Source organism: Azohydromonas australica DSM 1124, assembly GCF_000430725.1.
GTDB lineage: Bacteria > Pseudomonadota > Gammaproteobacteria > Burkholderiales > Burkholderiaceae_C > Azohydromonas > Azohydromonas australica.
In genome coordinates, this window is the sequence record NZ_KE387204.1 from 291,274 (window position 1) to 316,424 (window position 25,151).

Genomic DNA, 25,151 nt, shown 5'->3' on the forward strand with positions numbered 1-25,151 from the left:
CCGAGCCGTCACCGCCCATGATCCCGCCCGCTCCCGACCTGCTGCCCGTGGTCCTCGTCGTCGATGACGAGGCGCGCTCGCGCGAGGCCATGCGGCGCACGCTGGACGAGGAGTTCCGCATCCTCGAAGCGGCGCATGCGGACGAGGCGCGCGCGCTGATGGAGCGCTACGAAGTGGCCGTGGTCCTGTGCGACCAGCGCATGCCGGGTGTCAGCGGCGTGGAGTTCCTGAAGGAGGCGCGCCAGCGCTGGCCCGAGGCGGTGCGCATCATCGTCAGCGGCTACACCGACAGCGAGGACATCATCACCGGGCTCAACGAGGCCGGGATCCACCAGTACGTGCTCAAGCCGTGGGTGCCCGACGCGCTGCTGGCCACCGTGCGCGCCGCGGCCGAGACCCGCACCCTGCAGCGCAGCCTGCAGCGCCTGGACGTGGACCTGCGCACCGCCACCCCCGTGCTGCGCCAGCGCCGCAGCGAGGCGCTGGCCAAGGCGCGCGCGGTGTTCGATTTCGACCGCATCGAGCGCGCCCCGGGCAGCCCGCTGGACGGCGTGTGCGCCATGGCCGAGCGCATGGCGCGCTACGACCTGCCGGTGCTGGTGCTGGGCGAATCGGGCACCGGCAAGGAGCTGCTGGCGCGCGCCATCCACTACGCCAGCCCGCGCGCCACGGCGCCCTTCGTGATCGAGAACTGCGCCGCCATCGCCGACACGCTGCTGGAGAGCGAGCTGTTCGGCCACAAGCGCGGCGCCTTCACCGGCGCCTACGAGGACCACCCGGGCCTGTTCCAGCGCGCGCACGGCGGCACGATCTTCCTGGACGAGATCGGCGAGACCTCGCCGGCCTTCCAGGTCAAGTTGCTGCGCGTGCTGCAGGAAGGCGAGGTGCGGCCCGTGGGCTCGGCCACGCCGGTGCCGGTAGACGTGCGCGTGGTCGCCGCCACGCACCGCGACCTGGAGGCCGAGGTGCGCGCCGGGCGCTTCCGCGAGGACCTGTACTACCGCGTCGCCGGCGTGACGCTGGCGATGCCGGCTCTGCGCGAGCGCGTGGCCGACATCCCGCCCATCGCGCAGCGGCTGCTGCACGACGTGGGGCTGGAGCTGGGCCGCGCCGGGCTGCGCTTCGACGAGGACGTGACGCCGGTGCTGATGGGCTACCCGTGGCCGGGCAACATCCGCGAGCTGCGCAACGAGATCCGCCGCGCCGCGGCGCTGAGCGACGGCCCCGTGGTGCCCGCGCGCCACTTCTCGCTCAAGGTGCTCCACGGTCAGGCCGGCGTGAGCGCCGCCGCCGCGGGCAATGGACACGGCCGTGGCGCACCGGCGCTGCCGGCCAGCGGCACGCTGTCGCAGCGGCTGGAAGCCGTGGAAGCCATGCTGCTGCGCGAGGTGATGCTGCGCCTGCGCTGGAACAAGACCCACGCCGCGCGCGAACTCGGCCTCTCGCGCGTGGGACTGCGCGCGAAGCTGGTGCGGTATGGGTTGGAGGAAAAGACATGAGCATCGCCGCTGAACCCTTCAACGTCCTGTGGCTGCAGTCCGGCGGCTGCGGCGGCTGCAGCATGTCGCTGCTGTGCGCCGACACCACCGACTTCCACGCGCTGCTGCGCGACGCCGGCATCAACCTGCTGTGGCACCCGTCGCTGTCGCTGGAGAGCGGCCACGAGGTGCGCCAGCTGCTGGACGACTGCATCGAGGGCCGCGTGCGGGTGGACGCGCTGTGCATCGAGGGCGCGCTGCTGCGCGGGCCCAACGGCAGCGGGCGCTTCCACCACCTGGCCGGCACGGGCGTGCCCATGATCGCCTGGGTGCGGCGCCTGGCCGGCGTGGCGCGCCACGTGGTGGCCATCGGCAGCTGCGCGGCCTGGGGCGGCATCACGGCCGGCGGGCCCAACCCGACCGAGGCCTGCGGGCTGCAGTACGAGGACGAGCACCCCGGCGGGCTGCTGGGCACGGAGTTCCGCGCCGCGGGCGGGCTGCCGGTGGTCAACGTGGCGGGCTGCCCCACGCACCCGGGCTGGGTGGTGGACACGCTCATGGCGCTGGCCGAGGGGCAGTTCGGCGCCGCCGACCTCGACCCGCTGCAGCGCCCGCGCTTCTACGCCGACCAGCTCGTGCACCACGGCTGCACGCGCAACGAGTTCTACGAGTTCAAGGCCAGCGCCGAGGAGCCCGGCGACCTGGGCTGCATGATGGAGCACATGGGCTGCAAGGGCACGCAGGCGCACGCCGACTGCAACACGCGGCTGTGGAACGGCGAGGGCTCGTGCACGCGCGGCGGCTACGCCTGCGTGAGCTGCACCGAGCCGGGCTTCCAGGAGCCGCGCCACCCCTTCCACCTCACGCCCAAGGTCGCGGGCATCCCCATCGGGCTGCCCACCGACATGCCCAAGGCCTGGTTCGTGGCGCTGGCCTCGCTGTCCAAGAGCGCGACGCCCAAGCGCGTCAAGCTCAACGCGGTGTCGGACCGCGTGGTGGTGCCGCCGGCGGTGCGGCGCACGCGACTGAAGTAGCAACGAGGAGTGGAATGAGCAGGCTGATCGTCGGCCCCTTCAACCGCGTCGAGGGCGACCTGGAGGTGCAGCTCGACGTGGCGCAAAGCCGCGTGCGGGCCGCGTGGGTGAACTCGCCCATGTACCGCGGCTTCGAGCAGATCCTGCCGGGCAAGGAGCCGCTGGACGCGCTGGTGATCGTGCCGCGGCTGTGCGGCATCTGCTCGGTGTCGCAGTCGGTGGCCGCGGCGCGGGCGCTGTCGGACCTGGCCGGCGTGGCGCCGCCGCCCAACGGGCTGCTGGCGCAGAACCTGATGCTTGCCACCGAGAACCTGGCCGACCACCTCACGCACTTCTACCTCTTCTTCATGCCCGACTTCACGCGCGCGGTGTACGCGCGCGAGCCCTGGCATGCCGAGGCGCTGCGCCGCTTCGAGGCCCAGGCCGGCGAGCAGGCGCGCCGCGCCATCGCCGCGCGCCAGCGCTGGTTCACGCTGCTGGGCACGCTGGGCGGCAAGTGGCCGCACACGCACGCCATCCACCCCGGCGGCTGCACGCGCGCGGTGGAGCCCGCCGAGCGGCTGCGGCTGCTGGCCAAGGTGCGCGAGTTCCGCGGCTTCCTGCAGCAGCAGCTCTTCGGCGCGCCGCTGGAGGAAGTCACCGCGCTGCAGAGCGAGGACGCGCTGCGCGCCTGGCTGCAGGAAGGCGACCGCGGCGACTTCGGCCTGTTCCTGGCGATCTCGGACGCGCTGGGCCTGGACGCGCTGGGCCCCGGCCCCGGCCGCTTCCTGAGCTACGGCGCCTACCTGCAGCCCGACGGCACGCATGCGCTGCCGCGCGGCGTGTGGCACCAGCAGGACGCCTCGCTGCGGCCGCTGGACGTGGACGCCATCACCGAGGACGCCACCCATGCCTGGCTGGCCGACGGCGGCGGCGCGCTGCACCCGCGCGAGGGCCTGACGCTGCCGGTGGCGGACAAGGTCGGCGCCTACACCTGGAACAAGGCGCCGCGCCTGGCCGGGCAGGTGGTGGAGTGCGGCGCCGTGGCGCGCCAGCTCGCGGCGGCGCAGCCGCTGGTGCTGGACGCGGTGCGGCGCGGCGGCGGCAACGTCCACACCCGCGTGCTGGCGCGGCTGCTGGAGCTGGCGCGCGTGGTACCGCTGATGGAAGGCTGGCTGCGCGCGCTGCGCCCGGGCGAGCCCTGGTGCGAGGCGGTGGAGCTGCCGGAAGAGGGCGCCGGCGTCGGCCTGGTGGAAGCCGCGCGCGGCAGCCTGGGCCACTGGCTGCGCGTGGAGCGCGGGCGCCTCGCGAGCTACCAGATCGTCGCGCCCACCTCCTGGAACTTCTCCCCGCGCGACGCCGCCGGCACGCCGGGCGCGCTGGAGGCCGCGCTGCAGGGCGCGCCGGTGCGCCGCGGCGAGGCCACGCCGGTGGCGGTGCAGCACGTGGTGCGCTCCTTCGATCCGTGCATGGTGTGCACGGTGCACTGACCCATGACCGACAGCTCCCGCTCCCGGCGCCCCGCGCGCACCTCTCCGCTGGACGACCCGCAACGCCACCGCCTGCTGGGCGAGGAGGCGCGGCTCGAAGGCGTGGAGGAGGACACCTGGATCGACGTGATCCAGAAGATGGACGAGGTCTATTCGCAGCTGCTGCGCGACGAAGTGGCGCTGGAGGAGAAGAACGCGCAGCTGGAGCAGTCGCAGCAGTTCATCTTCAGCCTGCTCTCGGCCATGAGCGACGTGCTGGTGGCCTGTGACCACCGCGGCGCCATCGAGGAGACCAACGCCGCGCTGCGCGAGCTCATCGGGCGCAGCGACGCCGAGCTGAGCGGCACCAGCGTCTACACGCTGCTGGCCGACGAAGCGGCGGTGGCGCGGCTGCGGGCCATCGTCGAGCAGCGCACGCCATCGCGCGCGGGCGAGACGGTGGAGATCGAGCTGCTGGACGCCCAGGGCCGCGCGGTGCCGGTGGACCTCAACTGCACGCCGCGGCTGGACGGCAACGGGCGCCGCGTGGGCACGGTCTTCGTGGGCCGGCCCATGGCCGAGATCAAGCGCGCCTACCGCGAGCTGCGCGAGGCGCACGAGGCGCTCAAGCGCACGCAGCAGCAGCTGCTGCACTCGGAGAAGCTGGCCTCGCTGGGCCGCCTGGTGGCCGGCGTGGCGCACGAACTCAACAACCCGATCAGCTTCGTGCTGGGCAACGTGCTGGCGCTGCAGCGCTACGGGCAGCGGCTGTCGCAGTACCTGGAGGCCGTGCACGCCCACGGCGACGAAGGCGAGCTGGCGGCGCTGCGCCGCTCGCTGCGCATCGACCACCTGCTGGCGGACCTGCCCTCGCTCATCGCCGGCATGCTCGAAGGCGCGCAGCGCACGGCCGACATCGTGCAGGGCCTGAAACGCTTCTCGGCGGTGGACCGCGAGGAGCACGCGGCGGTGGACCTCAATGCCGTGATCGAGCGCGCCATCCACTGGGTGTGCAAGGGCACGGCGCAGGGCTTCAACGTGCACTGGACGCCGGCGGGGCCGTGCACGGTGTCGGGCAGCACCGGGCAGCTGATGCAGGTGGTGATGAACCTGATCCAGAACGCCTACGACGCGGCCTCGGCCCAGCCGCCGCGCGACGGCGCCGCGCCGGCGCTGTGGATCGAGAGCGAATTCACAGGCGAGCGCGTGCGGGTGAGCTTCCGCGACAACGGGCCGGGCATTCCGGACGCGGCGCTGTCGCGGGTGTTCGACCCCTTCTTCACCACCAAGCCGGTGGGCAAGGGCACGGGGCTGGGCCTGTCCATCAGCTACGGCATCGTCGAGCGCCACGGCGGCACGCTGACGGCGGCCAACGCGGCGGAGGGCGGGGCGGTGTTCGTGCTGGAGCTGCCGCTGGCGCGGGGCGCGCGGCCGTGAGCGACCTGTTCGAGCAGTTCACCTGGGCCTGCTTCGAGCCGCGGCTGCAGGTGTCGGGCCTCCACTCGCCGGAGCCCATGCCGATCGCGCCGGCGCTGCGGGCCGGGTTCGGGACTCGCCATCCGCAGGTGCTGGAGACGGTGCTGGCGCGGCCGGGCGGTTTCGACGGCCGGCGTGCGGTGCTGAAGCACTGGACGCGCCATCCCGGCGAGCTGCGGCTGCGCACCGGCGAGCGCTCCTACACCGAGGGGCTGGTGATGGCGCGGCTGATCCGCGAACGGAACGTCCCGCCGCCTTCGGCCGTGGCCGCGGCCGACTGGAGCTGGGGAACCACGCTGGCCTCGCTGGTGCTGCTGCCCGGCCAGCGGATCCTGGTGGGGCGGAGGGCGGAGCAGCTTCAATCGGCGCCCGGCCGCTGGGCGGCGGTGTTCACGGAGGTGCTGGAGCCCCCGGACGTCTCGCCGCTCGGCATGCAGGCCGTGCTGGCGCGGCTGGTGGCGGAGGAGCTGGCGCCCTTGCAGCACTTGGGCCAGCACCATTTCGTCGGCCTGCTGCGCCTGGCGCTCAATTGGGAGTGGGTGCTGGTAGCGGTGCTGGACCTGCGCGCGGTGCCCGGCAGCCGCCTGAACCAGGCCCTGGCCGCGCTGGCGCCGGATGCGGAAACGGTGGCCTGGGACAGCCTGCCGCTGGGCGAAGCGGGCGATGCTGAGAACGTCGGGGTGGTCGGCATGCGGCTGGCGCGCGACGTGCACGCGCGGCTGCGCGCGCCATGAGGGCGATCGCGGCACGCTGGTTCCACTCCCCTTCCGCCGAAGCCGTCGTCTGGCGCTCCACCCTGCTGTTCGTGGGCGTGGACGTCTTCTATACCGGCTTCGTCGGCGCCTACGCCTTCACGCAGGGGCAGGTGCTGGCGGTGCTGCTGTTCATTGCCGGGCAGCAGGCGGCCACGGTCCTTGGGCAGGTCGCCGCCAACCGGCTGATGGCACGGGAAGCCTGGCCCGCCCTGCGCCTGCAGCGGGTGGGCGTGGCGGCCCTGGCGGGCACGCTGGTGCTGGCCGGCGCGCTGCCGGTGCCCTCGGCGGCGCGGCTGGTGCTGCTGAGCCTGCTGGGTGGGCTGGCCCGCGGCCTGAGCTACGGTGCGCGGCTGTGGCTGGAAGCGAACCTGCCGGGCGCTGCGGTGCGGCAGGCCTATCTCTCCGCCGTGGAGGCCGCCGCCACGCTGCTGAAGCTGTTCGCGCCACTGTGGGCGCTGCTGGTGTTCAGGCTGTTCTCCGAGCGCGTGGAAACCGTGTTCCTGAGCGCGGGGCTGGCGGCGCTGGCCTTGCTGGCCAGCATGCGCCACGAGCCCCTGAGCCTGCCGCCGGCGCGCAGGGCCGCCGTGCTGGCACTGCTTCGGCAGCCGCGTTTCTGGAAGACCGCGCCCTACTACGTGGTGGAAGGCGCGGGGCACGCGCTGCGCCTGTCGCTGTTCGTCTGCGGCGCGATGACGGTGGTGGGCTCCCTCTCCGGCTATGCCTGGGTGGAAACCTTGGCCTCGCTGCTGGGCGCGGGCCTGTTGACGCGGCAGGCGCTGCGGGCGCAATCCGGCCCCTGCCTGCGCACGCTGCGCCGGCTCCTGTGCTTGATGGCGCTGGCCTGGGCCAGCCTGCTGGCGGCCTTGCAGGTGCCGTGGTTCCTGTTCTTCTTCGTGGCCGGCTACGCGGTGGGCCTGCCGCTGGTCAACGCGCAGAAGATGGGCGTGACGCTGGGCGGCATGGTGAAGGAGGGCGCCTCGCTGGAAGCGAGCCTGCTGGGCCGCTCCCTCGTGCTGACGGCTTCCCGCGTGGGCACGCTGGGCCTGTGCGCCTCGCTGTCCCTCATGGGCTGGACACCGCGCATGCTCCTGCTGGGCATGGTGGGCCTCACGCTGGCCTTGCCGCCGCTGGAATACTGGACGGCGCGCAGGATGCAGGCTGCCCGCCGCGCGTGAACGGGGCCGAATCTGCCCAGACCACACTCCCTCGATCCCCGATGTCCAAGACCTTCGTCGATGCCAACTACCGCTTCATTGCCGCCAACCAGGAGGTGAACGCGCGCATCACGCAGCGCCAGCAGGCACTGGCGCTGTACGTGAGCCTGATCGTGAGCCTGCTGGCGGTGCTGGTGGCGCTGCGCCCGGCCGCGGGCGGCAAGGAGCCGCCGGTGGAGTGGCTGATCTTCGGCTTTCCGGTGGCCTCGCTGTGCCTGGCCTTCCTGAACTACATGGCGGAGCGGGCGATCTCCAACCTGCGCACCTTCATCGCCGTGCTGGAGCAGCTGGAGGACGCGCACCACCACTTGCCCAGCTACAACACCGATCCGCGCTGGTCGCAGGGCGCGAACCGGGCGCGGCGCTTCCGCGACTTCGCGGCGGCGATCCTGGCGCTGGCGGGCAACGCGGCGGGGCTGGGCGCGGCGGTGGCCATCTACCCGCAGCGCTTCACGAACGCGCCGGGCTTTCTGTACGTGGCCATGGCGCTGGCGGCAGTCTCGCTGTTCGTGCTGCTGGCGACGCCGAAGTGGAGCTATTTGCCGAACGTGGGGGTGGATACGCCTTGAGCTGCCGGCCGCGCCGGCGTGCCCCAGGCAGGCACCGCGCTTGATCCACTACAAGACCGGCGCAGGCCGGCGGCCCGTTCGGCGGAGGGCACCGGTCCATCCGCTAAGCTGCCACTCACCCCCTGAAGTCACACAAGGAGACTCTTCATGCCCGGTTTGCTGCCCGACGTGGACCCCGACGGCCTGCTGGAGTACTCGGTCGTCTATACCGACCGGGCCCTGAACCACATGTCCGCCCGCTTCCAGGGCGTGATGCGCGACATCTCCGCCGTGCTGCGCGACGCCTACGGCGCCTCGGCCGTGGCCGTGGTGCCCGGCAGCGGCAGCTTCGGCATGGAGGCCGTGGCACGGCAGTTCGCCACCGGGCGGCGCGTGCTCGTGATCCGCAACGGCTGGTTCAGCTTCCGCTGGAGCCAGCTGCTGGACATGGGCTCCATCCCCGCCGCCACCACCGTGCTGCAGGCACGCCGCCAGGGCGAGGGCGCGCAGTCGCCCTACGCCCCGCCGCCCATCGAGGAGGTCGTGGCCGCCATCGAGCGCGACAAGCCCGAGGTCGTCTTCGCGCCGCACGTGGAAACCGCCTCCGGCATGGTGCTGCCGCACGACTACCTGCGCGCCGTCGGCGAGGCCGCGCGCCGCGTGGACGCGCTGTTCGTGCTCGACTGCATCGCCAGCGGCGCCGTGTGGGTGGACATGCGCGAGTGCGCTGTGGACGTGCTCATCAGCGCGCCGCAGAAGGGCTGGAGCGGCTCGCCCTGCGCCGCCTTTGTGATGCTGGGCGAGCGCGCGGCGCAGCGCATCGACGTCACCACCAGCACCAGCTTCGCCTGCGACCTCAAGAAATGGCTGCAGATCATGCAGACCTACGAGAACGGCGGCCACGCCTACCACGCCACGCTGCCCACCGACGCGCTGCTGCGCACGCGCGACGTGATGCGCGAGACGCAGCGCGCGGGCTTCGAGCGGCTGTGCCAGGCGCAATGGCAGCTCGGCAGCGCGGTGCGCGCGATGCTGGAGCGCCGGGGCTTCCCGCCGGTGGCCGCGCCGGGCTTCCAGGCGCCGGGCGTGGTGGTGAGCTACACCACCGACCCCGAGCTGCACACCGGGCGCAAGCTGCTTGCGCAGGGCGTGCAGATCGCCGGCGGCGTGCCGCTGCAGTGCGGCGAGGGGCCGGAGTTCAAGACCTTCCGCATCGGGCTGTTCGGGCTGGACAAGCTGCAGGACGTCGACGGCGCCGTGCAGCGCCTGGAGCGCGCCTTCGACGCCGCGCTGGCCTGACACTCCCTGCCCCGGGCCGCGGCGCAGCGGCCCTTTCACCGCCGCGAACGCCGACTTGCCCAACGCCCCGCCTCCTTCACCCGACACCACCGGCTATCGCAAGGCCCGCTCGCGCGGCGACCGCCTGGTGCTGGCCTACGTCGCGGTGGCCGCGCTGTGGATCCTGCTGTCCGACCGCGCCGTGGACGGGCTGGTCACGGACCCGGCGTGGCACGCGATGGTGGACACGGCCAAGGGCTGGGCCTTCGTGCTGGTGACGGCCCTGCTGCTGCAGCACCAGCTGCGACGCTGGACCGGCGAGCTGCGGGCGCTGCGCGAGCGCGAGCTCAAGGAGCGGCACCTGCTGGAGGCCATCGCCGAGAACTCCTCCGACGCCATCACCGCCAAGGACCGCGAGGGCCGCTACCTGTTCTGCAACCCCGCGGCGCTGCGCTGGCTGGGCCGGGACGCCGGCACGGCACTCGGCCGCGACGACAGCGCCATCTTCCCAGCGGCGCAGATCGAGGCGCTCACGGCGCTGGACCACAGCATCCTGGCCGACGCGCAGGTGCGCACGCGCGAGGTGGAGCTCGACACCGGGCTGGGCCGGCGCGTGTTCCTCTCCACCCGCGGCCCGCTGCGCGACGCCGGCGGCGCGGTGGTCGGCGTCTTCGGCATCTCGCGCGACATCACCGAGCGCAAGCAGGCCGAGGAAGAGCTGCACGACCGAGAGCACAAGCTCAACGCGATCGTGCACTTCTCGCCCTCGGCGCTGTCGATCAAGGACCGCGAGGGCCGCTACGTCGTCGCCAACCCCAACCTGCAGCGCATCCTCGGCCTCGCCGAGGCGGACATCGTGGGCCGCACAGACCTGGAGCTGTTCCCGGCGCAAGCCGCGGCGGCCTTCCGCGCCAACGACGCGCGCGTGCTGCGCTCGCTGGAACGCTGCGCGGTGGAGGAGACGGTGCCGGTGGGCGGGCAGTCGCGGCTGTTCATGTCGCACCTGTTCCCGGTGCTCGACGCCCAGGGCACGGCGCGCTACGTGTGCCGCATCGCGCTGGACATCACCGAGCGCAGGCACGCCGAGCAGGCGCTCACGGCACGCAACGATGAGCTGGAGCGCTTCAACCGCGTCATGGTGGGGCGCGAGCTGGACATGATCGAGCTCAAGCGCCAGGTCAACGCGCTGTCGATGGCGCTGGGCCAGCAGCCGCCGTATCCGCTGGGCTTCGACGAGGACGGCGGCGGCCAGCACGCCAGGGTGGCCGCGCCATGAGGCGCGAGGACGCCGTGACGCCGGCCGGAGCCGCCCGGCCCCCGGACAGCGGCACGTCGCTGGTGGGCTACCTGACCCGGCTGGTGTGGTGGTGCCTGCTGCCGCTGACGCTGCTGGCCGGCGCGCTGGCCTGGGACCGGGTCAACACCGGGCGGCTGGCCTACGAGGACCGGGCGCGCAGCCAGGCGCGCAACTTCGCCGCCGCGGTGGACCAGGTCCTGGCCACGCGCATCGCAGCACTGGAGATGCTCGCGCGGTCGTCGCAGCTGCGCCAGACCCGCGGTTGGGACGCGCTGTACGAGGCGGCGCGGGGCTTCAGGCAGAGCTTCGGCAGCCACGTGATCCTGGCGGACGCGGACATGCGCATGCTCTTCAACACGCGCGTGCCGCTGGGCACGGCCCTGCCGGTGCTGCCGCGTCCGCAGGGGCGCGCCGCCGGGCCCAACGCGGTGGCCTCGGGCCAGCCCGTGGTGGGCGACGTGGTGGTATCGCCGCAGACGCAGCAGTCACTGGTGGCCATCGCCGTGCCGGCCCGGCGCGAGGACGGCACCGCGCTGGCGCTGCTGGCGCTGGTCGAAACCGCCGTGCTGCAGCGCCAGCTCGACGCGCTGCAGCTGCCCAGGGGCTGGGCCGCGTCGCTGCTGGACGGGCAGGGCCAGCCCATCGCACACCGCGCGCCGGCGGGCGCGGACCTGGACGGCGCCGAGCGCTTCGCCGCGCCGTCCGGGCTCTCGGGATGGTCGGTGGTGGTGGAGATCCCGCGCAGCGAGTACCGCGCGCTGTGGCTGCGGGCCGCCAGCGCGCTGGCCGCCGCGGTGCTGGGCGCGACGCTGCTGGGGGCCATCGGCGGCCTGCTGGCCGGGCGCCGCCTGGGGCGTGCCGTGGCCGCGCTGGCCCAGCCCACGCCCAGGCCCGGACGGGGTGGCCGCATTGCCGAGATCGAGGCGGCCCGTGCCCTGCTGCACGCCGCGCGCGAGAAGCAGCGCGAGGCGGAAGTGAACCTCTCGGCCAGCGAGGAGCGCTTCCAGGCGACCTTCGAGCAGGCCGCCGTGGGCATCGCGCTGGTGGCGCCCGACGGGCGCTGGCTGCGCGTGAACCAGAAGCTCTGCGACATCGTCGGCTACGCCCCGCGGGAGCTGCTGGCGCTGACCTTCCAGGACATCACGCACCCCGACGACCTCGAAGCCGACCTGGACGAGGTGCGCCGCATGCTGGCGCGCGAGATCACGACCTACTCGATGGAGAAGCGCTACCTGTGCAAGGAAGGCGCCGAGGTCTGGATCAACCTCACGGTGTCGCTGAGCTGGCGCGGCGACGGCGAGCCCGACTGCTTCATCTCCGTGATCGAGGACATCCAGGCGCGCAGGCAGGCCGAGCAGGCGCTGCGCGGCAGCGAGCAGCGGCTGCAGCTGTTCATCGAGCACGCGCCGGTGGCGCTGGCCATGTTCGACCGCGACATGCGCTACCTGGCCGTGAGCCGGCGTTGGCTCACCGACTACAGGCTCGAAGGCCAGGCGCTGGCCGGGCGCTCGCACTACGAGGTGTTCCCCGACATCCCGCCGGCGTGGCGCGACGTCCACCGCCGCGCCCTGGGCGGCGAGGTGCTGCAGTCCGACGAGGACATGTTCCGGCGCGAGGACGGCAGCGTGCGATGGCAGCGCTGGGTGGTGCAGCCGTGGCACCGCGGCGACGGCAGCGTGGGCGGCATCCTGATCCTCACCGAGGACGTGTCCGCACGCGTGCAGGCCGAACAGGCGCTGCACGAGCAGCAGGCGGCGGCGCTGGAGGCGCAGCGCAACGCGCGGCTGGCAGCGCTGAACCTGGCGGAGGACGCGGTGGCCGAGCGTGCCCGCGCCGAGGCCGCCAACGCGGCGCTGCGCGCCAGCCAGGCGCAGCTGCGCAAGCTCGCGCAGGCGGTGGAGCAGGGCAGCGAGAGCATCATCATCACGGACGTCGACGGGCACATCGAATACGTCAACGAGGCCTTCGTGCGCCAGACCGGCTACGCGCGCGAGGAGGTGCTGGGACGCAACCCGCGGCTGCTGCAGTCCGGGCGCACGCCGCGCGAGGATTTCCACGAGCTGTGGCAGGCGCTCACCGCAGGGCGTACCTGGCGAGGCAGCTTCCTCAACCGCCGCCGCGACGGCAGCGAGTACATCGACTCGGCCGTGACCATGCCGCTGCGCGACGACGCCGGGCGCGTCACGCACTACGTCTCGGTGCAGGAGGACGTGACCGAGAAGACGCGCATGGCCGAGGAGCTCGACGCGCACCGCCACCACCTGGAGGAGCTGGTAAGCCGCCGCACGGCGGAGCTGGACCAGGCCCGCGCCGCGGCCGAGACCGCCAGCCGCGCCAAGAGCGCCTTCCTGGCCAACATGAGCCACGAGATCCGCACGCCCATGAACGCCATCCTGGGCCTGACGCACCTGCTCACGCGCGAGGGCCCGACGCCGCAGCAGGCCTCGCGGCTGTCCAAGATCGAGGGCGCGGCGCGGCACCTGCTGTCGATCATCAACGACATCCTGGACCTCTCGAAGATCGAGGCCGGCAAGCTGCGGCTGGAGGAGCGCGACTTCGCGCTGCAGGCGCTGCTGGACCACGTGCGCTCCATCGTCGGCGACTCGGCCTCGGCCAAGAGCCTGGCGGTCGAGATCGACACCGACGAAACGCCGCTGTGGCTGCGCGGCGACGACACCCGCGTGCGCCAGGCGCTGCTGAACTACGCCGGCAACGCCGTGAAGTTCACGGCGCGCGGGCGCATCACCCTGCGCGCGAAGCTGCTGGAGCAGGAGGACGAGCGGGTGCGGGTGCGGTTCGAGGTGGAGGACACGGGCGTGGGCATCGAGCCGGCGCAGCTGCCGCGGCTGTTCGAGGCCTTCGAGCAGGCCGACGCCTCCACCACGCGCAAGCACGGCGGCACCGGGCTGGGCCTGGCCATCACGCGGCGGCTGGCGGCCCTCATGGACGGCGAGGCCGGCGCGCGCAGCACGCTGGGACAGGGCAGCGTGTTCTGGTTCACGGCCTGGCTGGGCCGCGGCCAGCCGCTGTGCTCGGGCACGCCGCAGCTGGCCGCCGCCGAGGCCGAGCTGCGGCTGCACCACGCCGGCGCGCGGCTGCTGCTGGCCGAGGACAACTTCGTCAACCGCGAAGTGGCGCAGGAGCTGCTGCACGGCGCGGGCCTGGAAGTGGACGTGGCCGAGGACGGCCGCGAGGCGCTGGAGAAGCTGCAGCGCCAGCACTACGACCTGGTGCTGATGGACGTGCAGATGCCGGTGATGGACGGCCTGGAGGCCACGCGCGCGCTGCGCGCCCGGCCCGAATTCGCGGCACTGCCGGTGCTGGCGATGACGGCCAACGCCTTCGACGAGGACCGCGCCGCCTGCCTGGCCGCGGGCATGGACGACTTCGTGGCCAAGCCCGTGGACCCGGAGAGCATGTACGCCACGCTGCTGAAGTGGCTGCCCGGCGGGCGCCGGGCCGCCGCGGTGCCGGCGGCGGCGCCCGTGGTGGCCGAGCCGGCGGTGCCGACCGCGCCGCCGCCCGCCGAGGCGCAAGGCGACCTGCTGGCGCGGCTGGCGCTGCACCCGGGCGTGGACGTGGCCGCGGCGCTGTCGAACCTGCCGGGCCTGGAGCACCGCTACGAGTCGCTGCTGCACGTCTTCGCCGAGCACCATGGCGAGGACGCCCGCAAGCTGCAGGCGCACCTGGCGCGCGGCGAGCAGCGCGGCGCGATGCTGGTGGCGCACTCGCTCAAGGGCGTAGCCGCCACGCTGGGCGCCACCGAGCTGGCCGCTGCCGCCCGCGCGCTGGAGACGCGGCTGCGCGAGGAAGGCACCCCGCTCGACACCGAGGCGCTGCGGCCCCTGGTGGCCGAGCTGGAGCGGGCGCTGGAGCCGCTGGTGCGGCTGATAAGGTCGGCGGCGGTCAAGCCCGACTGAGCTCGACCTTCCGTTCGCCCTGAGCTTGTCGAAGGGCTCAGCCCGAACGGAGAGACATCAAGGCGCCGGTCAGCCCTGTGCCTGCTGCACCGCCGACACCGCCGCGCGCAGGCCCAGCAGGTAGCTGTCCACGCCGAAGCCGGCGATCTGGCCGCGCGCGAGCTCGGCGATCACGGACGTGTGGCGGAAGGCCTCGCGCGCGTGAATATTGGACATGTGCACCTCGATGATCGGGCACTTGAGGATGGCCAGGGCGTCGCGGATGCCGTAGCTGTAATGCGTCCAGGCGCCGGCGTTGATGATCACGGCCTCGGTGCCGTCGGTGTGCGCGCGGTGGATGCGCTCGGCCATCTCGCCCTCGAAGTTGGTCTGGAAGCACTCCACTTCCGCGCCCAGCTCCTGGCCCAGCGCGCGCAGCTGGTCGTCGATCTGCGCCAGCGTGGCGGTGCCGTACTGCTTGGGGTCGCGCTTGCCGAACATGTTGAGGTTGATGCCGTGCAGCGTGAGGATCTTCATGAGGCGTCCCAGGGTGAGTTGAAGCGGGTTGAGGAGAAGGCCCAAGGCCCGCGGAGCCGGCCGCACCCAGCGGCGCATCCGCGAAAAAAGGCCGGCAGCTTAACCGCGCCGGGCGTGCAGCGTCCCGGATGGCGGAACGCCAAGCCCGCCCGCCGCGCCATCGCATCGACAGAGAGCGGGTAAACCCTTATGTTGCGCCGCTTCCCGGCGGTGGCGATCGTGTTGCCGCCCGTCCGCCCGCGCCTGCCTTTCCCGATGCTGCACATCCTCTCCATCACCGTTCCCATCTATCTGCTGATCGGGCTGGGCTACCTGGCGGGGCGGCGCGGGTGGTTCAGCAAGGCGGAGTCGCGGGTGCTCGGGCGCTTCGTGATCCAGCTCGCGCTGCCGGCACTGATGTTCCAGGCGCTGTCCTCGCGCCGCGTGGCGGAGATCCTCAACGGCCATTTCCTGCTGGCCTACGCGGCGGGCTCGGCGGCGATGCTGGCAGGCGGCTTCCTGGTGGCCTGGCGGCTGAAGCGCCGCGGCATTGCCTTCAGCGCCTATGCCGGGCTGGGCATGAGCGCCTCCAACAGCGGCTTCGTGGGCTACCCGATCGTGGTGCAGTTCCTGGGCCCGGTAGCGGCGGTGGCGATGGCGCTGACGATGCTGGTGGAGAACCTGCTGATGATTCCCACGGCGGTGGCGCTGGCCGACGGGGACAACAGCTCCAAGGTCTGGAGCGCGACGCTGTGGCGCACGCTCAAGCGGCTGGCGCTGAACCCGCTGATCCTGTCCATCGTGGGCGGCCTGGGAATGTCGCTGCTGGGGCTGGAGCTGCCCGCGCCGGCGGCGCGCGCGGTGCAGCTGCTGGCCAACGCCTCCAGCGCAGTGGCGCTGTTCGTGATCGGCGGCTCGCTGGTGGGGCTGTCGCTGCGCGGGCGGCTCAGCGACATCGCCAGCGTCGCCTGCGCCAAGCTGCTGCTGCACCCGCTGGCGGTGCTGGCGCTGCTGATGGTGGTGCCGCTGGAAGGGCCGCTGCGCGCCGCGGCGGTGGCCTTCGCCGCGATGCCCATGCTCAGCATCTACCCCATCCTGGCGCAGCGCCACGGCGAGGAGAGCTTCGCCGCCGCGGTGCTGCTGCTGGCCACGCTGCTGTCGTTCCTGACCATCAGCGGCTGGCTGTGGGTGCTGACGGCGGGGCTGGGCTGGGTGTGAGGCTGTCCGGGAGCGGGCCTTGCCATCCGAGGGCATCACCGCTCGGCTGCCAGCCCCCGGGACATGAAGCAACGACATGCGGACCTGCAACTGGATGAAGACCTGCGCCTGCAGCACCGGGAGTGGCGCGTCCAGAAGGTCAGCTGGTTCCTGCTCTACGGGCTGCTGATCGCCATCGCCTTCGGCCTGCTGGGCCATGGTCCCTTGTCCACGAGCCACGTCCGGGGTCTGGACGGCAGCGCGTCGCTGCAGTTCGAGCGCTTCATGACCGTCAAGTCGGCCAACCAGCTGACCCTGACGCTGCCGCCCGCCAACGGGCAGGTGCGCGCGGTGCTGGATGCGAAATACCTGCAGGACGTGGAGATTCGGGACATCACGCCCGAGCCGGAGAAAAGCGTGCTGGAGAGCGAGGGCACGGCCTACTTTTTCTCGGCCGACTCGCAAAAACCGATGCAAGTTCAATTCTCCTTCGAACCCAGGAAGATGGGCATGCTGGAGGGTTGGATCGCGGTGGCCGGCGAATCGCGCCTGAATTTCAGGCAATTCGTGTATCCCTGAAGCGGAGCGCGGCCATGGACGTCTTTGCCCGTACCTTCTGCGTCTACCTGTTCCTGCTGGTGATTTTGCGGCTGGCCGGCAAGCGCACGCTGTCGGAAATGTCCACCTTCGATTTCGTGCTGGTGCTGATCATCAGCGAGGCGACACAGAACGCGCTGGTGGACGACGACCGTTCGGTCACGACCGGATTGGCCGTGATCCTGACCCTGGTGGCCTTGGACCGGTTGGTGGCGGTGATAAAGACGAAGTTTCCGCGCATGGAGAAATTCATCGAGGGCACGCCGCTGATGCTGGTGGACCATGGCCGCGTGCTGGAAGACCGGCTGAAGCGCTCGAACGTCAGCGTGGACGACATTCTGCAGGCGGCGCGGCAGAACCAGGGTATTGGCCAACTGGATCAGATCAAGTATGCGGTGCTTGAATCCAGCGGCGGTATTTCCGTCATTCCGATGGACGAGCATGCCGACCTGGAGCGCCGCATCGAGAAGGCCGTGGAAACTGCCGTCGCGCGTGCGCTGCGCGAGCATGCGCAGCGGGTGTAGCGGCGGCACAGGCTGAAATCGCGCCGGGTAGGGTTCTAGAATCAACGGATCGAATTTATCCAACCCGTAAAACCATGAACATGCTTGTCCACTGCCCGCTGGGCGCCCAGGTGCTGCGGGCCCGGCTCGGCGATGCCGGCGACCCCTTTTACTGCAGTCCGCTGGCGGAGCGTTTCGAGGGCCCGGCGCGCGGCGGCGTGCCGGTATTGTTTCCGCAGTTCGCGGAATATGGCCCGCTGCTCAAGCATGGGTTTGCCCGCAACCGCGACTGGACGCTGCTGGAGCATGGGGCCGACGCGGCGCGGGAGCGCCTTCATTACGTGCTGGAAATCACGCCGGATGATTTTCCGGGCTGGCCCCATGCCGCTCGGCTGGAGCTGGAAGTGCTGGCGCGCGAATCCCGCATCGATTTCAGCTTCACCGTGCTGAACACCGGCGATGACGAATTCAGCTTCACCGGCGGGCTGCACCCGTATTTCGCGGTGAATGATTTATTGCAGCTCCGGGTGGAAGGGCTGCAGGGCGTGGCGGCCTCCGACCGCTACCAGCCCGCCTTCACGCGGCAGGACGAGCCGGTGCTGCAGTTCGGCGAAGCGATATTCGAGCGCCTCTACGACGGCTGCCCGGCCGTGACGCTGATCGAGGGCTCCCGGCGCATCCGCCTGTCGGCTTCGGGTTTCGACCAGTGGATGGTGTGGAACCCGGGGCGGGAAGAGGCTCGAAAGCTGAAGGATTTGCCGGACGGGGATTGGCGCAAATTCATCTGCGTCGAGCCGGTACGGGTGAAAAATCTGGTGGTGCTGAGGCCGGGGGAAAGATTCTCAGGCAATTTCTTGGTCGAGCTGGAGCAGGGTGCCGGCTGATTGCACCTGCCGTGAAAGGGTTCCGCTCTGTCCGCGAAACCCTCTCGTCTACCGCCACCCTCTTTTGTCACCCTCGTTGCGATCTCTCAGGCCGGCGACGACCTCAACCCATAAGCCTTGCCGTCGACGAACAGGTATTCGGCGCGCAGCACCGGGTCGCCCTTTTCCTCGTAGAAAGTAAAGCCCAGCACGCCCACGTTCGCGTCGCGCTTGATGGGCTCGATCTGCCAGGCCTGCATGCGCGTCAGCGGCGCAAGCTCCACGGTCCAGCGCTTGTCCTTGCGGCTGGGCAGCTTGGCGTTGGCCAGCAGCGCCGGGCCGTCCACGCTGGCGCTCTGGGCCGGCAGCGGGCGCTGGCGCAGGTCCGCCGGCAGGGCCAGCGTCGGCGGCAGCTCCAGCACCAGCTCCGCGTGCGGGTTGCGCCAGCGAACCTCGCGCGCCGCGCCCTCCAGGTAGATCGGGCGGCTCTGGTCGAAGCTGCTCCAGCCATGGTGGGCACGCGCCGAGGGCAGCAGCGCTACCGCGCCGGAGGCCACCAGCAGTCGTCTCGTGAGATCCATCTTCAGTTTCCTTTCCCAATCAGGCGTAGGCGATCCAGCGACCGCAGATGATCACCGCCAGCCACAGCCCCAACGACAGCGCGGTCTGTGCCCGCGCCACGCCGTCCAGCCGCCCGGCGCCGCCACGCCAGTGGAACAGCACGGCGTTGAGCCCGGCGGCCAGCAGCAGGCCCAGCTTGGCCACGAAGTAGCGGTTGGCGAACAGCTCCCCAGGCTGGCTGCCGAACATCAGCAACCCGCTGGCCGCCACCAGCACGAAACCGCCCAGGGAGACGCGCAGCGCCAGCCGCGCCAGTGCCGGCGCGGGCAGCTCGCGCCCCGCGCCCCAGGCGCGCAGCTCGAACACCACCAGGCTGCCCAGCAGCAGTGCGATGCCCGTGATGTGCGTCGCCTCCAGCGCCGGGTAGGCCCAGGGATGGCCGGTGATCCAGGCCAGGGCGGCCGGGGCTTCAAGGGTGCGCAGATCGGGCATGCGCGGACCATATAGGAACAGCCGGGGTGCCGGACGCGGCTCAGCCCACCAGCCCCGCCTCCCGCACCCCGCACACCTCGCCGGTGTGCGCCGCCTCGTAACCCGGCAGCGCCGCCACGCGTGAGCGATAAGGCACCGAGCGCATCAATGCCAGCAGCGCCCGCAGGTCCGGCCGGGCCTCGTCGGCCGCGTTGAAGGCCAGGAAGTAGCGCTCGCGCAGCAGCGGAATGAAATGCAGGCCGAAGCGCTGCGCGGCCGTCTGCACCCCGAGCCCCACGTCGGCCATGCCGCTGGCAATGAAGGCTGCCACGGCCGCGTGCGTGAACTCGGCGTTGTCGAAGCCGTTGACCTGCCGCGGCGACAGCCCGTGGCGCGCCAGCAGCAGCTCGGTCAGCAGGCGCGTGCCCGAGCCCGTGGGCCGGTTCACGAAGCGCAGGTCCGGCCGCTTCAGGTCCTCGACACCCCCGATGCGGCGCGGATTGCCCGGCGCGGCAAACAGGCCCTGCGTGCGCACCGCCAGGTGCACGAGCCGGTGCTTTTCCGGCTGCAGCCACGAGCGGTAGCGCTCGGCCGCGGCGGCTTCGAACTCGCCGATGGGCACGTGGAAACCCGCCAGCTCGCACTCGCCGTGGGCCAGCGCCGCCACGGACTCGAAGCTGTTGCGGTAGCGCAGCTCCAGCGGCAGCTGCTGCGCCTGCAGCTCCTCCAGCAGGGCCGCCACCGCGAAGCCGTGGCTGGCATGCAGGCGCAGCACCCGCGGCGGTGCGGGCAGCGTGCGCTCCAGCTCGCCCTCCAGCTCCGAGGCCAGCGACTGCAGCAGCGGCGACAGCCGCGCCGCCACGCGCTTGTCGGCCCAGATCAGCTTCTCGGCCAGCGGCGTGAGCGTGGAGCCCCGCCCTCGCCCGGCCACCAGCAGCGGCTGGCCAAACAGCGCTTCCGCCTGCTTGACCTGCCCCCAGGCGTTGCGGTAGCTCAGGCCCAGGGCGCGCGCGGCCTCGGCAATGGCACCGGTTTCGGCGATGGCAGCCAGCAGCGCGATCAGCGCCGTGGTGTCGGCCTGCGGCGCAGCGCCGTCCACGCGCTCCAGTTCCCAGCGTGGCGTGATGCGGATGCGGAACATCTGGCAAGCCTTTGCATATTTGACAAACACCCCAGGGCTATCGTCGCGCCCGGGCCGAAGGAAGTTTCGGTCGATTCAAACATATGACTGCCCCGACATAGCCCGCGAGGAGACCCAGATGAACAGCGTGATACCGATCCGCCCGCTGCAGGCCGACGCGCCGCGCCGGGCCCAGCGCACGCAGCGCGAGCGGCCCGTGACGGCCACGGCCCTGGCCGACGTCGAAACCACCACCGCGCACCTGGTGCTGCGCCGCGACCTGCTGATCGAGCACCTGCATGCGCTCAACGACCGCTTCGGCCAGCTGCGCACTGACCACCTGGCCGCGCTGGCGCAGCGCTTCCGGCTGTCGCAGACGGAGGTGTTCGAGGTCGCGAGCTTCTATCACCACTTCGACATCGTTCGGGAGGACGCGCAGGGCGCTTATCCCGCGCCGCCGCGGCTGACCGTGCGCGTGTGCGAGAGCCTGAGCTGCAGCCTGGCGGGCTCCGCGGAGCTGCTGGAGCGCCTGCCGCAACTGCTGGACGCCGACGTGCGCGTGATCCCGGCGCCCTGCCTGGGCCGCTGCGAGCAGGCGCCGGTGGCGGTGGTGCACCAGCACCCGCTGCCGCAGGCCACGGTGGAGCAGGTGGTGCAGGCCGTGCAGCAGGGCGCCACGCGCCACGAGCCGGAGCCTTATGCCGACCTGGCGGATTACCGCGCCGCCGGCGGCTACCGACTGCTGGAGGCCTGCCGCCGCGGCGAGCGCGACGTCGAAGAAGTGATCGCCACGCTGGAGGACGCCGGGCTGCGCGGCCTGGGCGGCGCGGGCTTCCCGACCGGGCGCAAGTGGCGCCTGGTGCGCCAGGAGCCGGCACCGCGCCTGATGGCGGTGAACATCGACGAGGGCGAGCCCGGCACCTTCAAGGACCGCTACTACCTGGAGCGCGACCCGCACCGGTTCCTGGAAGGCACGCTGATCGCGGCCTGGGCCGTGGGCGTCTCGGCCGTCTACATCTACCTGCGTGACGAGTACCACGGCTGCCGCGCGATCCTGGAGGCCGAGCTGGCGAAGCTGCAGGCCGCGCCGCCCGTGGGCGGGCTGCCCACCATCGAGCTGCGCCGGGGCGCGGGCGCCTACATCTGCGGCGAGGAGTCCGCGATGATCGAGTCGATCGAAGGCAAGCGCGGCATGCCGCGGCTGCGCCCGCCCTACGTGGCGCAGGTGGGCCTGTTCAGCCGGCCCACGCTGGAACACAACTTCGAGACGCTGTACTGGGTGCGCGACCTGCTGGAGCGCGGCCCGCAGTGGTTCGCAGCCCAGGGCCGCAACGGGCGCAAGGGCCTGCGCAGCTTCTCGGTCTCGGGCCGGGTGGTGAAACCCGGCGTGCACCTGGCGCCGGCGGGCATCACGCTGCGCGAGCTGGTGGACGAATACTGCGGCGGCATGCTCCCCGGCCACGAGCTCTATGCCTACCTGCCCGGCGGGGCCTCGGGCGGCATCCTGCCCGCGCGGCTGGCGGACGTGCCGCTGGACTTCGACACGCTGCAGTTCCACGGCTGCTTCATCGGCTCCGCGGCGGTGATGGTGCTGTCGCAGCACGACCGCGCGGTGGATGCCGCGCGCAACCTCATGCACTTCTTCGCCGAGGAGAGCTGCGGCCAGTGCACGCCGTGCCGCAGCGGCACGGCCAAGATCGCCACGCTCATCGCCGGCGACCAGTGGGACCAGCCGCTGCTGGCGGAGCTGTCGCAGGTGATGCGCGACGCCTCCATCTGCGGCCTGGGCCAGGCCGCACCCAATCCCGTGGATTGCGTCATCAACTACTTTCCCCAGGAGCTGCAGCCATGAATGCACGCATCCCGAACCTGAACGCTGAAACCATGGAGCTGCAGCTCGACGGCCGTGCCGTGAAGGCGCTGCCCGGCGAGACGCTGTGGGAAGTCGCGCTGCGCGAAGGCGTGGAGATCCCGCACCTGTGCCACACCGACGGCCTGCGTCCCGTGGGCAACTGCCGCGCGTGCATGGTGGAGGTGGAAGGCGAGCGCACCCTGAGCGCCTCCTGCTGCCGCGCCGCGGCGCCGGGCATGAAGGTGAAGATCGACAGCCCGCGCGCGGTCAAGGCGCGCTCGATGGTGCTGGAGCTGCTGGTCAGCGACGCCGGCAGCACCGACGAGTACACCAAGGAGTCCGAGCTGACGCAGTGGGCGCAGGCGCTGGAGGTGCCGCGCGGGCGGCTGCCGCAGCGCGAGCGCAGCGCCTACGCGGCGCCGGACCTGAGCCACCCGGCCATCGCCGTGAACCTGGACGCCTGCATCCAGTGCACGCGCTGCCTGCGCGCGTGCCGCGAGGAGCAGGGCAACGACGTGATCGGCCTGGCGCTGCGCGGCTCGGCCGAGCGCATCGTGTTCGACGCGGGCGACCCGCTGGGCCTGTCCAGCTGCGTGGCCTGCGGCGAGTGCGTGCAGGCCTGCCCCACGGGCGCGCTCATGCCCGCGCGCGGCGCGGGGCTGGCGGAGGTCACCAAGCGCGTGGACTCGGTGTGCCCCTACTGCGGCGTGGGCTGCCAGCTGACCTGGAACGTGGGCCCGGACGGCGAGGGCGGCGAGCGCATCCACACCGTCACCGGCCGCGACGGCCCGGCCAACCACGGACGGCTGTGCGTCAAGGGCCGCTTCGGCTTCGACTACATCCACAACCCCAAGCGGCTGCAGGTGCCGCTGGTGCGCCGCGAGGGCGTGCCCAAGGACCCGGCCGACATCGAGGCCGTGAAGTCCGGCGCCAAGCCGCTGCAGGCGCTGTTCCGCGAGGCGAGCTGGGAAGAGGCGCTGGCGCTGGCGGCGCAGGGCTTCCAGCGCATCCGCGACGCGGCGGCGCCGGGCTTCGAGTCGCCGCTGGCGGGCTTCGGCTCGGCCAAGGGCAGCAACGAGGAGGCCTACCTGTTCCAGAAGCTCGTGCGCCAGGTGTTCAGAAGCTCCCACGTCGACCACTGCACGCGGCTGTGCCATGCCAGCTCGGTGGCGGCGCTGCTGGAGGGCATCGGCTCCGGCGCGGTGAGCAACCCGGTGGCGGACGTGGCGCAGGCGGAAGTGATCTTCCTCATCGGCGCCAACCCCACGGTGAACCACCCCGTGGCAGCGAGCTTCATCAAGAACGCCGTCGATGCGGGCGCAACGCTGGTCATCGCCGACCCGCGCCGCCAGCAGCTCTCGCGCCGCGCCAAGTGGCACCTGCAGTTCCGCCCCGACACCGACGTGGCGCTGCTCAACGGGCTGCTGCACGTGATCGTGGCCGAGGGGCTGGTGGACGAGGCCTTCATAGGCGCACGCGTCAACGGCTTCGAGCAGCTCAAGGCCTCGGTGGCCGAGGCCACGCCGGAGCGCATGTCCGAGATCTGCGGCATCCCGGCCGAGACAATCCGCGAGGTGGCGCGTGCCTTCGCCACGGCGCGCAGCGCCATGATCCTGTGGGGCATGGGCGTGAGCCAGCACGTGCACGGCACCGACAACGCGCGCGCGCTGATCGCGCTGGCGCTGATCACGGGCCAGATCGGGCGTCCCGGCACCGGGCTGCACCCGCTGCGCGGGCAGAACAACGTGCAGGGCGCCAGCGACGCGGGCCTGATCCCGATGATGCTGCCCAACTACCAGCGCGTGAGCGAGGCCGCGGTGCGGGCCGAGTTCGAGGCGCTGTGGGGTGGCGAGATCGATGCGCGGCCGGGCATGACGGTGGTGGAGATCATGCATGCGGCGCACGAGGGCCACATCCGCGGCCTGTTCGTGGAGGGCGAGAACCCGGCCATGAGCGACCCGGACCTGAACTTCGCGCGCCAGGCCCTGGCGGAGCTGCAGCACCTGGTGGTGCAGGACATCTTCGCCACCGAGACCGCGCTGCTGGCCGACGTGGTGCTGCCCGCCTCGGCGCAGCCCGAGAAGTGGGGCACCTACACCAACACCGACCGGCTGATCCAGATCGGCCGCCCCGCGGTCTCCCCGCCGGGGCAGGCGATGCAGGACCTGTGGGTGATCGAGCAGCTCGGCCGGCGCCTGGGCGCCGACTGGAGCTACTGGCACGCCGAGGATGGCGCGGGCCAGGCGGCCGCCGAGGCGCCAGTGGCGCGCGTGTACGAGGAGATGCGCGCCGTGATGGCGCCGCTGGCCGGCGTGCCCTGGAGCCGCCTGCTGCGCGAGGAGGCGGTGGTCACGCCCGCACCCGCGGAGGACGCGCCGGGACAGAGCGTGGTGTTCGTGGACAGCTTCCCCATGCCTGACGGCTGCGCCAGGCTCGTGCCCACGCAGTTCCGCCCTGGCGCGGAGCGCACCGACGCCGACTATCCCTTCGTGCTGACCACCGGGCGCGTGCTGGAGCACTGGCACACGGGCGCGATGACGCGCCACGCCAGCATGCTCGACGCCATCACGCCCGAGGCCCTGGTGAGCCTGCATCCGCTGGATGCGGCGGCGCTGGGGGTGGCCGACGGGGCGAACGTCAGGCTGGAGACGCACCACGGCGGGGTGGTTGCGCGTGCAAGCGTCACGGAGCAGGTCCAGCGCGGCCAGCTCTTCATCCCCTTCGCGTTCTGGGAGGCCGCGGCCAACACGCTCACGGGCGACGCGCTCGATGCGGTGGCAAAGATCCCGGGCTTCAAAGTGACGGCGGCACGCTTGTTGCCTGAGTGACATTCGTCACGAAAGCCCCGGCCGCCTCGCGCCCGGGGCTCAACTGCATCCACTTACGCCTCCCAAGATGCAGTAACGCGACCTGCAGCATCGCATGGCATTGTTCGGTCCGTGCCGCCCACGGTGCTTTTCCTTGGGCAAGCGCAATCCCTGTCGACCCTGAGCAAAGAAGGCGCGTCCTATAAGCGCCAGCCAGGTCCGCCTGTGCCCAAGTTC

At 71.9% G+C, this 25,151-nt stretch carries 20 protein-coding genes; 16 read left to right on the forward strand and 4 right to left on the reverse strand.

The window, feature by feature from the left end; all coding sequences use genetic code 11:
- Positions 1-17 precede the first annotated feature (17 nt).
- The 10 genes from H537_RS0123250 (at position 18) to H537_RS44995 (ending at position 14,448) form a co-directional block, all read left to right on the forward strand.
- Positions 18-1,499 (forward strand): sigma-54-dependent transcriptional regulator, encoded by a 1,482-nt coding sequence (locus H537_RS0123250; RefSeq protein ID WP_028999764.1) that lies wholly within the window; start codon positions 18-20, stop codon positions 1,497-1,499.
- Entirely contained in the window at positions 1,496-2,512 is a 1,017-nt protein-coding gene (locus H537_RS0123255) for an NADH-quinone oxidoreductase subunit B family protein (RefSeq protein ID WP_028999765.1), read from the forward strand. Before H537_RS0123250 ends, H537_RS0123255 begins: the two co-directional genes overlap by 4 nt.
- Before the next feature lie 14 nt (positions 2,513-2,526).
- On the forward strand, positions 2,527-3,981 hold the full coding sequence (locus H537_RS0123260; RefSeq protein WP_028999766.1) for a nickel-dependent hydrogenase large subunit: 1,455 nt from the start codon (positions 2,527-2,529) through the stop codon (positions 3,979-3,981).
- A 3-nt stretch (positions 3,982-3,984) separates the two neighbouring features.
- Complete coding sequence (locus H537_RS0123265; RefSeq protein ID WP_028999767.1) at positions 3,985-5,397, forward strand: sensor histidine kinase; 1,413 nt, start codon at positions 3,985-3,987, stop codon at positions 5,395-5,397.
- A complete protein-coding gene (locus tag H537_RS0123270; RefSeq protein WP_028999768.1) occupies positions 5,394-6,170 on the forward strand; it encodes a hypothetical protein in 777 nt (258 codons plus the stop codon). Before H537_RS0123265 ends, H537_RS0123270 begins: the two co-directional genes overlap by 4 nt.
- Positions 6,167-7,366 (forward strand): hypothetical protein, encoded by a 1,200-nt coding sequence (locus tag H537_RS0123275; RefSeq protein WP_028999769.1) that lies wholly within the window; start codon positions 6,167-6,169, stop codon positions 7,364-7,366. The genes H537_RS0123270 and H537_RS0123275 overlap by 4 nt, the downstream gene beginning before the upstream one ends.
- Positions 7,367-7,407: 41 nt before the next feature.
- Entirely contained in the window at positions 7,408-7,974 is a 567-nt protein-coding gene (locus H537_RS0123280) for a hypothetical protein (RefSeq protein ID WP_028999770.1), read from the forward strand.
- Positions 7,975-8,121: 147 nt separating this feature from the next.
- On the forward strand, positions 8,122-9,252 hold the full coding sequence (locus tag H537_RS0123285) for a pyridoxal-phosphate-dependent aminotransferase family protein (protein WP_028999771.1): 1,131 nt from the start codon (positions 8,122-8,124) through the stop codon (positions 9,250-9,252).
- Positions 9,253-9,307: 55 nt separating this feature from the next.
- Positions 9,308-10,507 carry a PAS domain-containing protein gene (locus H537_RS0123290; protein ID WP_028999772.1) on the forward strand — a complete coding sequence of 400 codons (1,200 nt, stop codon included), beginning with the start codon at positions 9,308-9,310 and terminating at the stop codon, positions 10,505-10,507.
- The gene (locus H537_RS44995; RefSeq protein ID WP_051243136.1) at positions 10,504-14,448 is read left to right on the forward strand and encodes a PAS domain S-box protein; all 3,945 of its coding nucleotides are present in this window, start codon (positions 10,504-10,506) and stop codon (positions 14,446-14,448) included. Before H537_RS0123290 ends, H537_RS44995 begins: the two co-directional genes overlap by 4 nt.
- 69 nt (positions 14,449-14,517) lie before the next feature.
- Here H537_RS44995 and aroQ read toward each other — a convergent pair whose 3' ends face one another.
- On the reverse strand, positions 14,518-14,964 hold the full coding sequence (aroQ, locus tag H537_RS0123300) for a type II 3-dehydroquinate dehydratase (protein WP_028999773.1): 447 nt from the start codon (positions 14,962-14,964) through the stop codon (positions 14,518-14,520).
- Positions 14,965-15,183: 219 nt separating this feature from the next.
- Here aroQ and H537_RS0123305 point away from each other — a divergent pair, with 219 nt between their 5' ends.
- From H537_RS0123305 to H537_RS0123320, 4 genes are all read left to right on the forward strand, one after another.
- A complete protein-coding gene (locus tag H537_RS0123305) occupies positions 15,184-16,161 on the forward strand; it encodes an AEC family transporter (RefSeq protein WP_238446769.1) in 978 nt (325 codons plus the stop codon).
- A gap of 63 nt (positions 16,162-16,224) precedes the next feature.
- A complete protein-coding gene (locus H537_RS49620; protein ID WP_028999775.1) occupies positions 16,225-16,719 on the forward strand; it encodes a hypothetical protein in 495 nt (164 codons plus the stop codon).
- 14 nt (positions 16,720-16,733) lie between these two features.
- Positions 16,734-17,261, forward strand: a complete 528-nt coding sequence (locus tag H537_RS0123315) for a DUF421 domain-containing protein (protein WP_028999776.1) — start codon at positions 16,734-16,736, stop codon at positions 17,259-17,261.
- Positions 17,262-17,371: 110 nt separating this feature from the next.
- Complete coding sequence (locus H537_RS0123320) at positions 17,372-18,124, forward strand: aldose epimerase family protein (RefSeq protein ID WP_238446770.1); 753 nt, start codon at positions 17,372-17,374, stop codon at positions 18,122-18,124.
- An 86-nt stretch (positions 18,125-18,210) separates the two neighbouring features.
- Here H537_RS0123320 and H537_RS0123325 read toward each other — a convergent pair whose 3' ends face one another.
- Genes H537_RS0123325 through H537_RS0123335 form a run of 3 tightly spaced genes read right to left on the reverse strand, consistent with a single transcriptional unit; the run spans position 18,211 to position 20,276 of the window.
- The gene (locus H537_RS0123325) at positions 18,211-18,684 is read right to left on the reverse strand and encodes a DUF6152 family protein (RefSeq protein WP_028999778.1); all 474 of its coding nucleotides are present in this window, start codon (positions 18,682-18,684) and stop codon (positions 18,211-18,213) included.
- Positions 18,685-18,703: 19 nt separating this feature from the next.
- The gene (locus H537_RS0123330; protein WP_051243137.1) at positions 18,704-19,156 is read right to left on the reverse strand and encodes a hypothetical protein; all 453 of its coding nucleotides are present in this window, start codon (positions 19,154-19,156) and stop codon (positions 18,704-18,706) included.
- A gap of 40 nt (positions 19,157-19,196) precedes the next feature.
- Complete coding sequence (locus H537_RS0123335; protein WP_028999780.1) at positions 19,197-20,276, reverse strand: substrate-binding domain-containing protein; 1,080 nt, start codon at positions 20,274-20,276, stop codon at positions 19,197-19,199.
- Between the two features lie 118 nt (positions 20,277-20,394).
- Between H537_RS0123335 and H537_RS0123340 the strand changes: the two genes are divergently transcribed.
- Both H537_RS0123340 and fdhF read left to right on the forward strand, forming a co-directional pair.
- Complete coding sequence (locus H537_RS0123340) at positions 20,395-22,107, forward strand: NADH-ubiquinone oxidoreductase-F iron-sulfur binding region domain-containing protein (RefSeq protein ID WP_028999781.1); 1,713 nt, start codon at positions 20,395-20,397, stop codon at positions 22,105-22,107.
- The gene (gene fdhF / locus H537_RS45005) at positions 22,104-24,935 is read left to right on the forward strand and encodes a formate dehydrogenase subunit alpha (RefSeq protein ID WP_043459668.1); all 2,832 of its coding nucleotides are present in this window, start codon (positions 22,104-22,106) and stop codon (positions 24,933-24,935) included. The genes H537_RS0123340 and fdhF overlap by 4 nt, the downstream gene beginning before the upstream one ends.
- Positions 24,936-25,151: the final 216 nt, after the last annotated feature.

Bases quoted from the DNA above. Each gene is read 5' to 3' on its own strand.
- H537_RS0123315 (WP_028999776.1), top strand. From the start codon at position 16,734: ATGGACGTCTTTGCCCGTACCTTCTGCGTCTACCTGTTCCTGCTGGTG.
- fdhF (WP_043459668.1), top strand. From the start codon at position 22,104: ATGAATGCACGCATCCCGAACCTGAACGCTGAAACCATGGAGCTGCAG.
- H537_RS44995 (WP_051243136.1), top strand. From the start codon at position 10,504: ATGAGGCGCGAGGACGCCGTGACGCCGGCCGGAGCCGCCCGGCCCCCG.
- H537_RS0123275 (WP_028999769.1), top strand. From the start codon at position 6,167: ATGAGGGCGATCGCGGCACGCTGGTTCCACTCCCCTTCCGCCGAAGCC.
- H537_RS49620 (WP_028999775.1), top strand. From the start codon at position 16,225: ATGAAGCAACGACATGCGGACCTGCAACTGGATGAAGACCTGCGCCTG.
- aroQ (WP_028999773.1), bottom strand. From the start codon at position 14,964: ATGAAGATCCTCACGCTGCACGGCATCAACCTCAACATGTTCGGCAAG.
- H537_RS0123280 (WP_028999770.1), top strand. From the start codon at position 7,408: ATGTCCAAGACCTTCGTCGATGCCAACTACCGCTTCATTGCCGCCAAC.
- H537_RS0123265 (WP_028999767.1), top strand. From the start codon at position 3,985: ATGACCGACAGCTCCCGCTCCCGGCGCCCCGCGCGCACCTCTCCGCTG.
- H537_RS0123250 (WP_028999764.1), top strand. From the start codon at position 18: ATGATCCCGCCCGCTCCCGACCTGCTGCCCGTGGTCCTCGTCGTCGAT.
- H537_RS0123260 (WP_028999766.1), top strand. From the start codon at position 2,527: ATGAGCAGGCTGATCGTCGGCCCCTTCAACCGCGTCGAGGGCGACCTG.
- H537_RS0123285 (WP_028999771.1), top strand. From the start codon at position 8,122: ATGCCCGGTTTGCTGCCCGACGTGGACCCCGACGGCCTGCTGGAGTAC.
- H537_RS0123325 (WP_028999778.1), bottom strand. From the start codon at position 18,684: ATGGATCTCACGAGACGACTGCTGGTGGCCTCCGGCGCGGTAGCGCTG.
- H537_RS0123335 (WP_028999780.1), bottom strand. From the start codon at position 20,276: ATGTTCCGCATCCGCATCACGCCACGCTGGGAACTGGAGCGCGTGGAC.
- H537_RS0123255 (WP_028999765.1), top strand. From the start codon at position 1,496: ATGAGCATCGCCGCTGAACCCTTCAACGTCCTGTGGCTGCAGTCCGGC.
- H537_RS0123340 (WP_028999781.1), top strand. From the start codon at position 20,395: ATGAACAGCGTGATACCGATCCGCCCGCTGCAGGCCGACGCGCCGCGC.
- H537_RS0123330 (WP_051243137.1), bottom strand. From the start codon at position 19,156: ATGCCCGATCTGCGCACCCTTGAAGCCCCGGCCGCCCTGGCCTGGATC.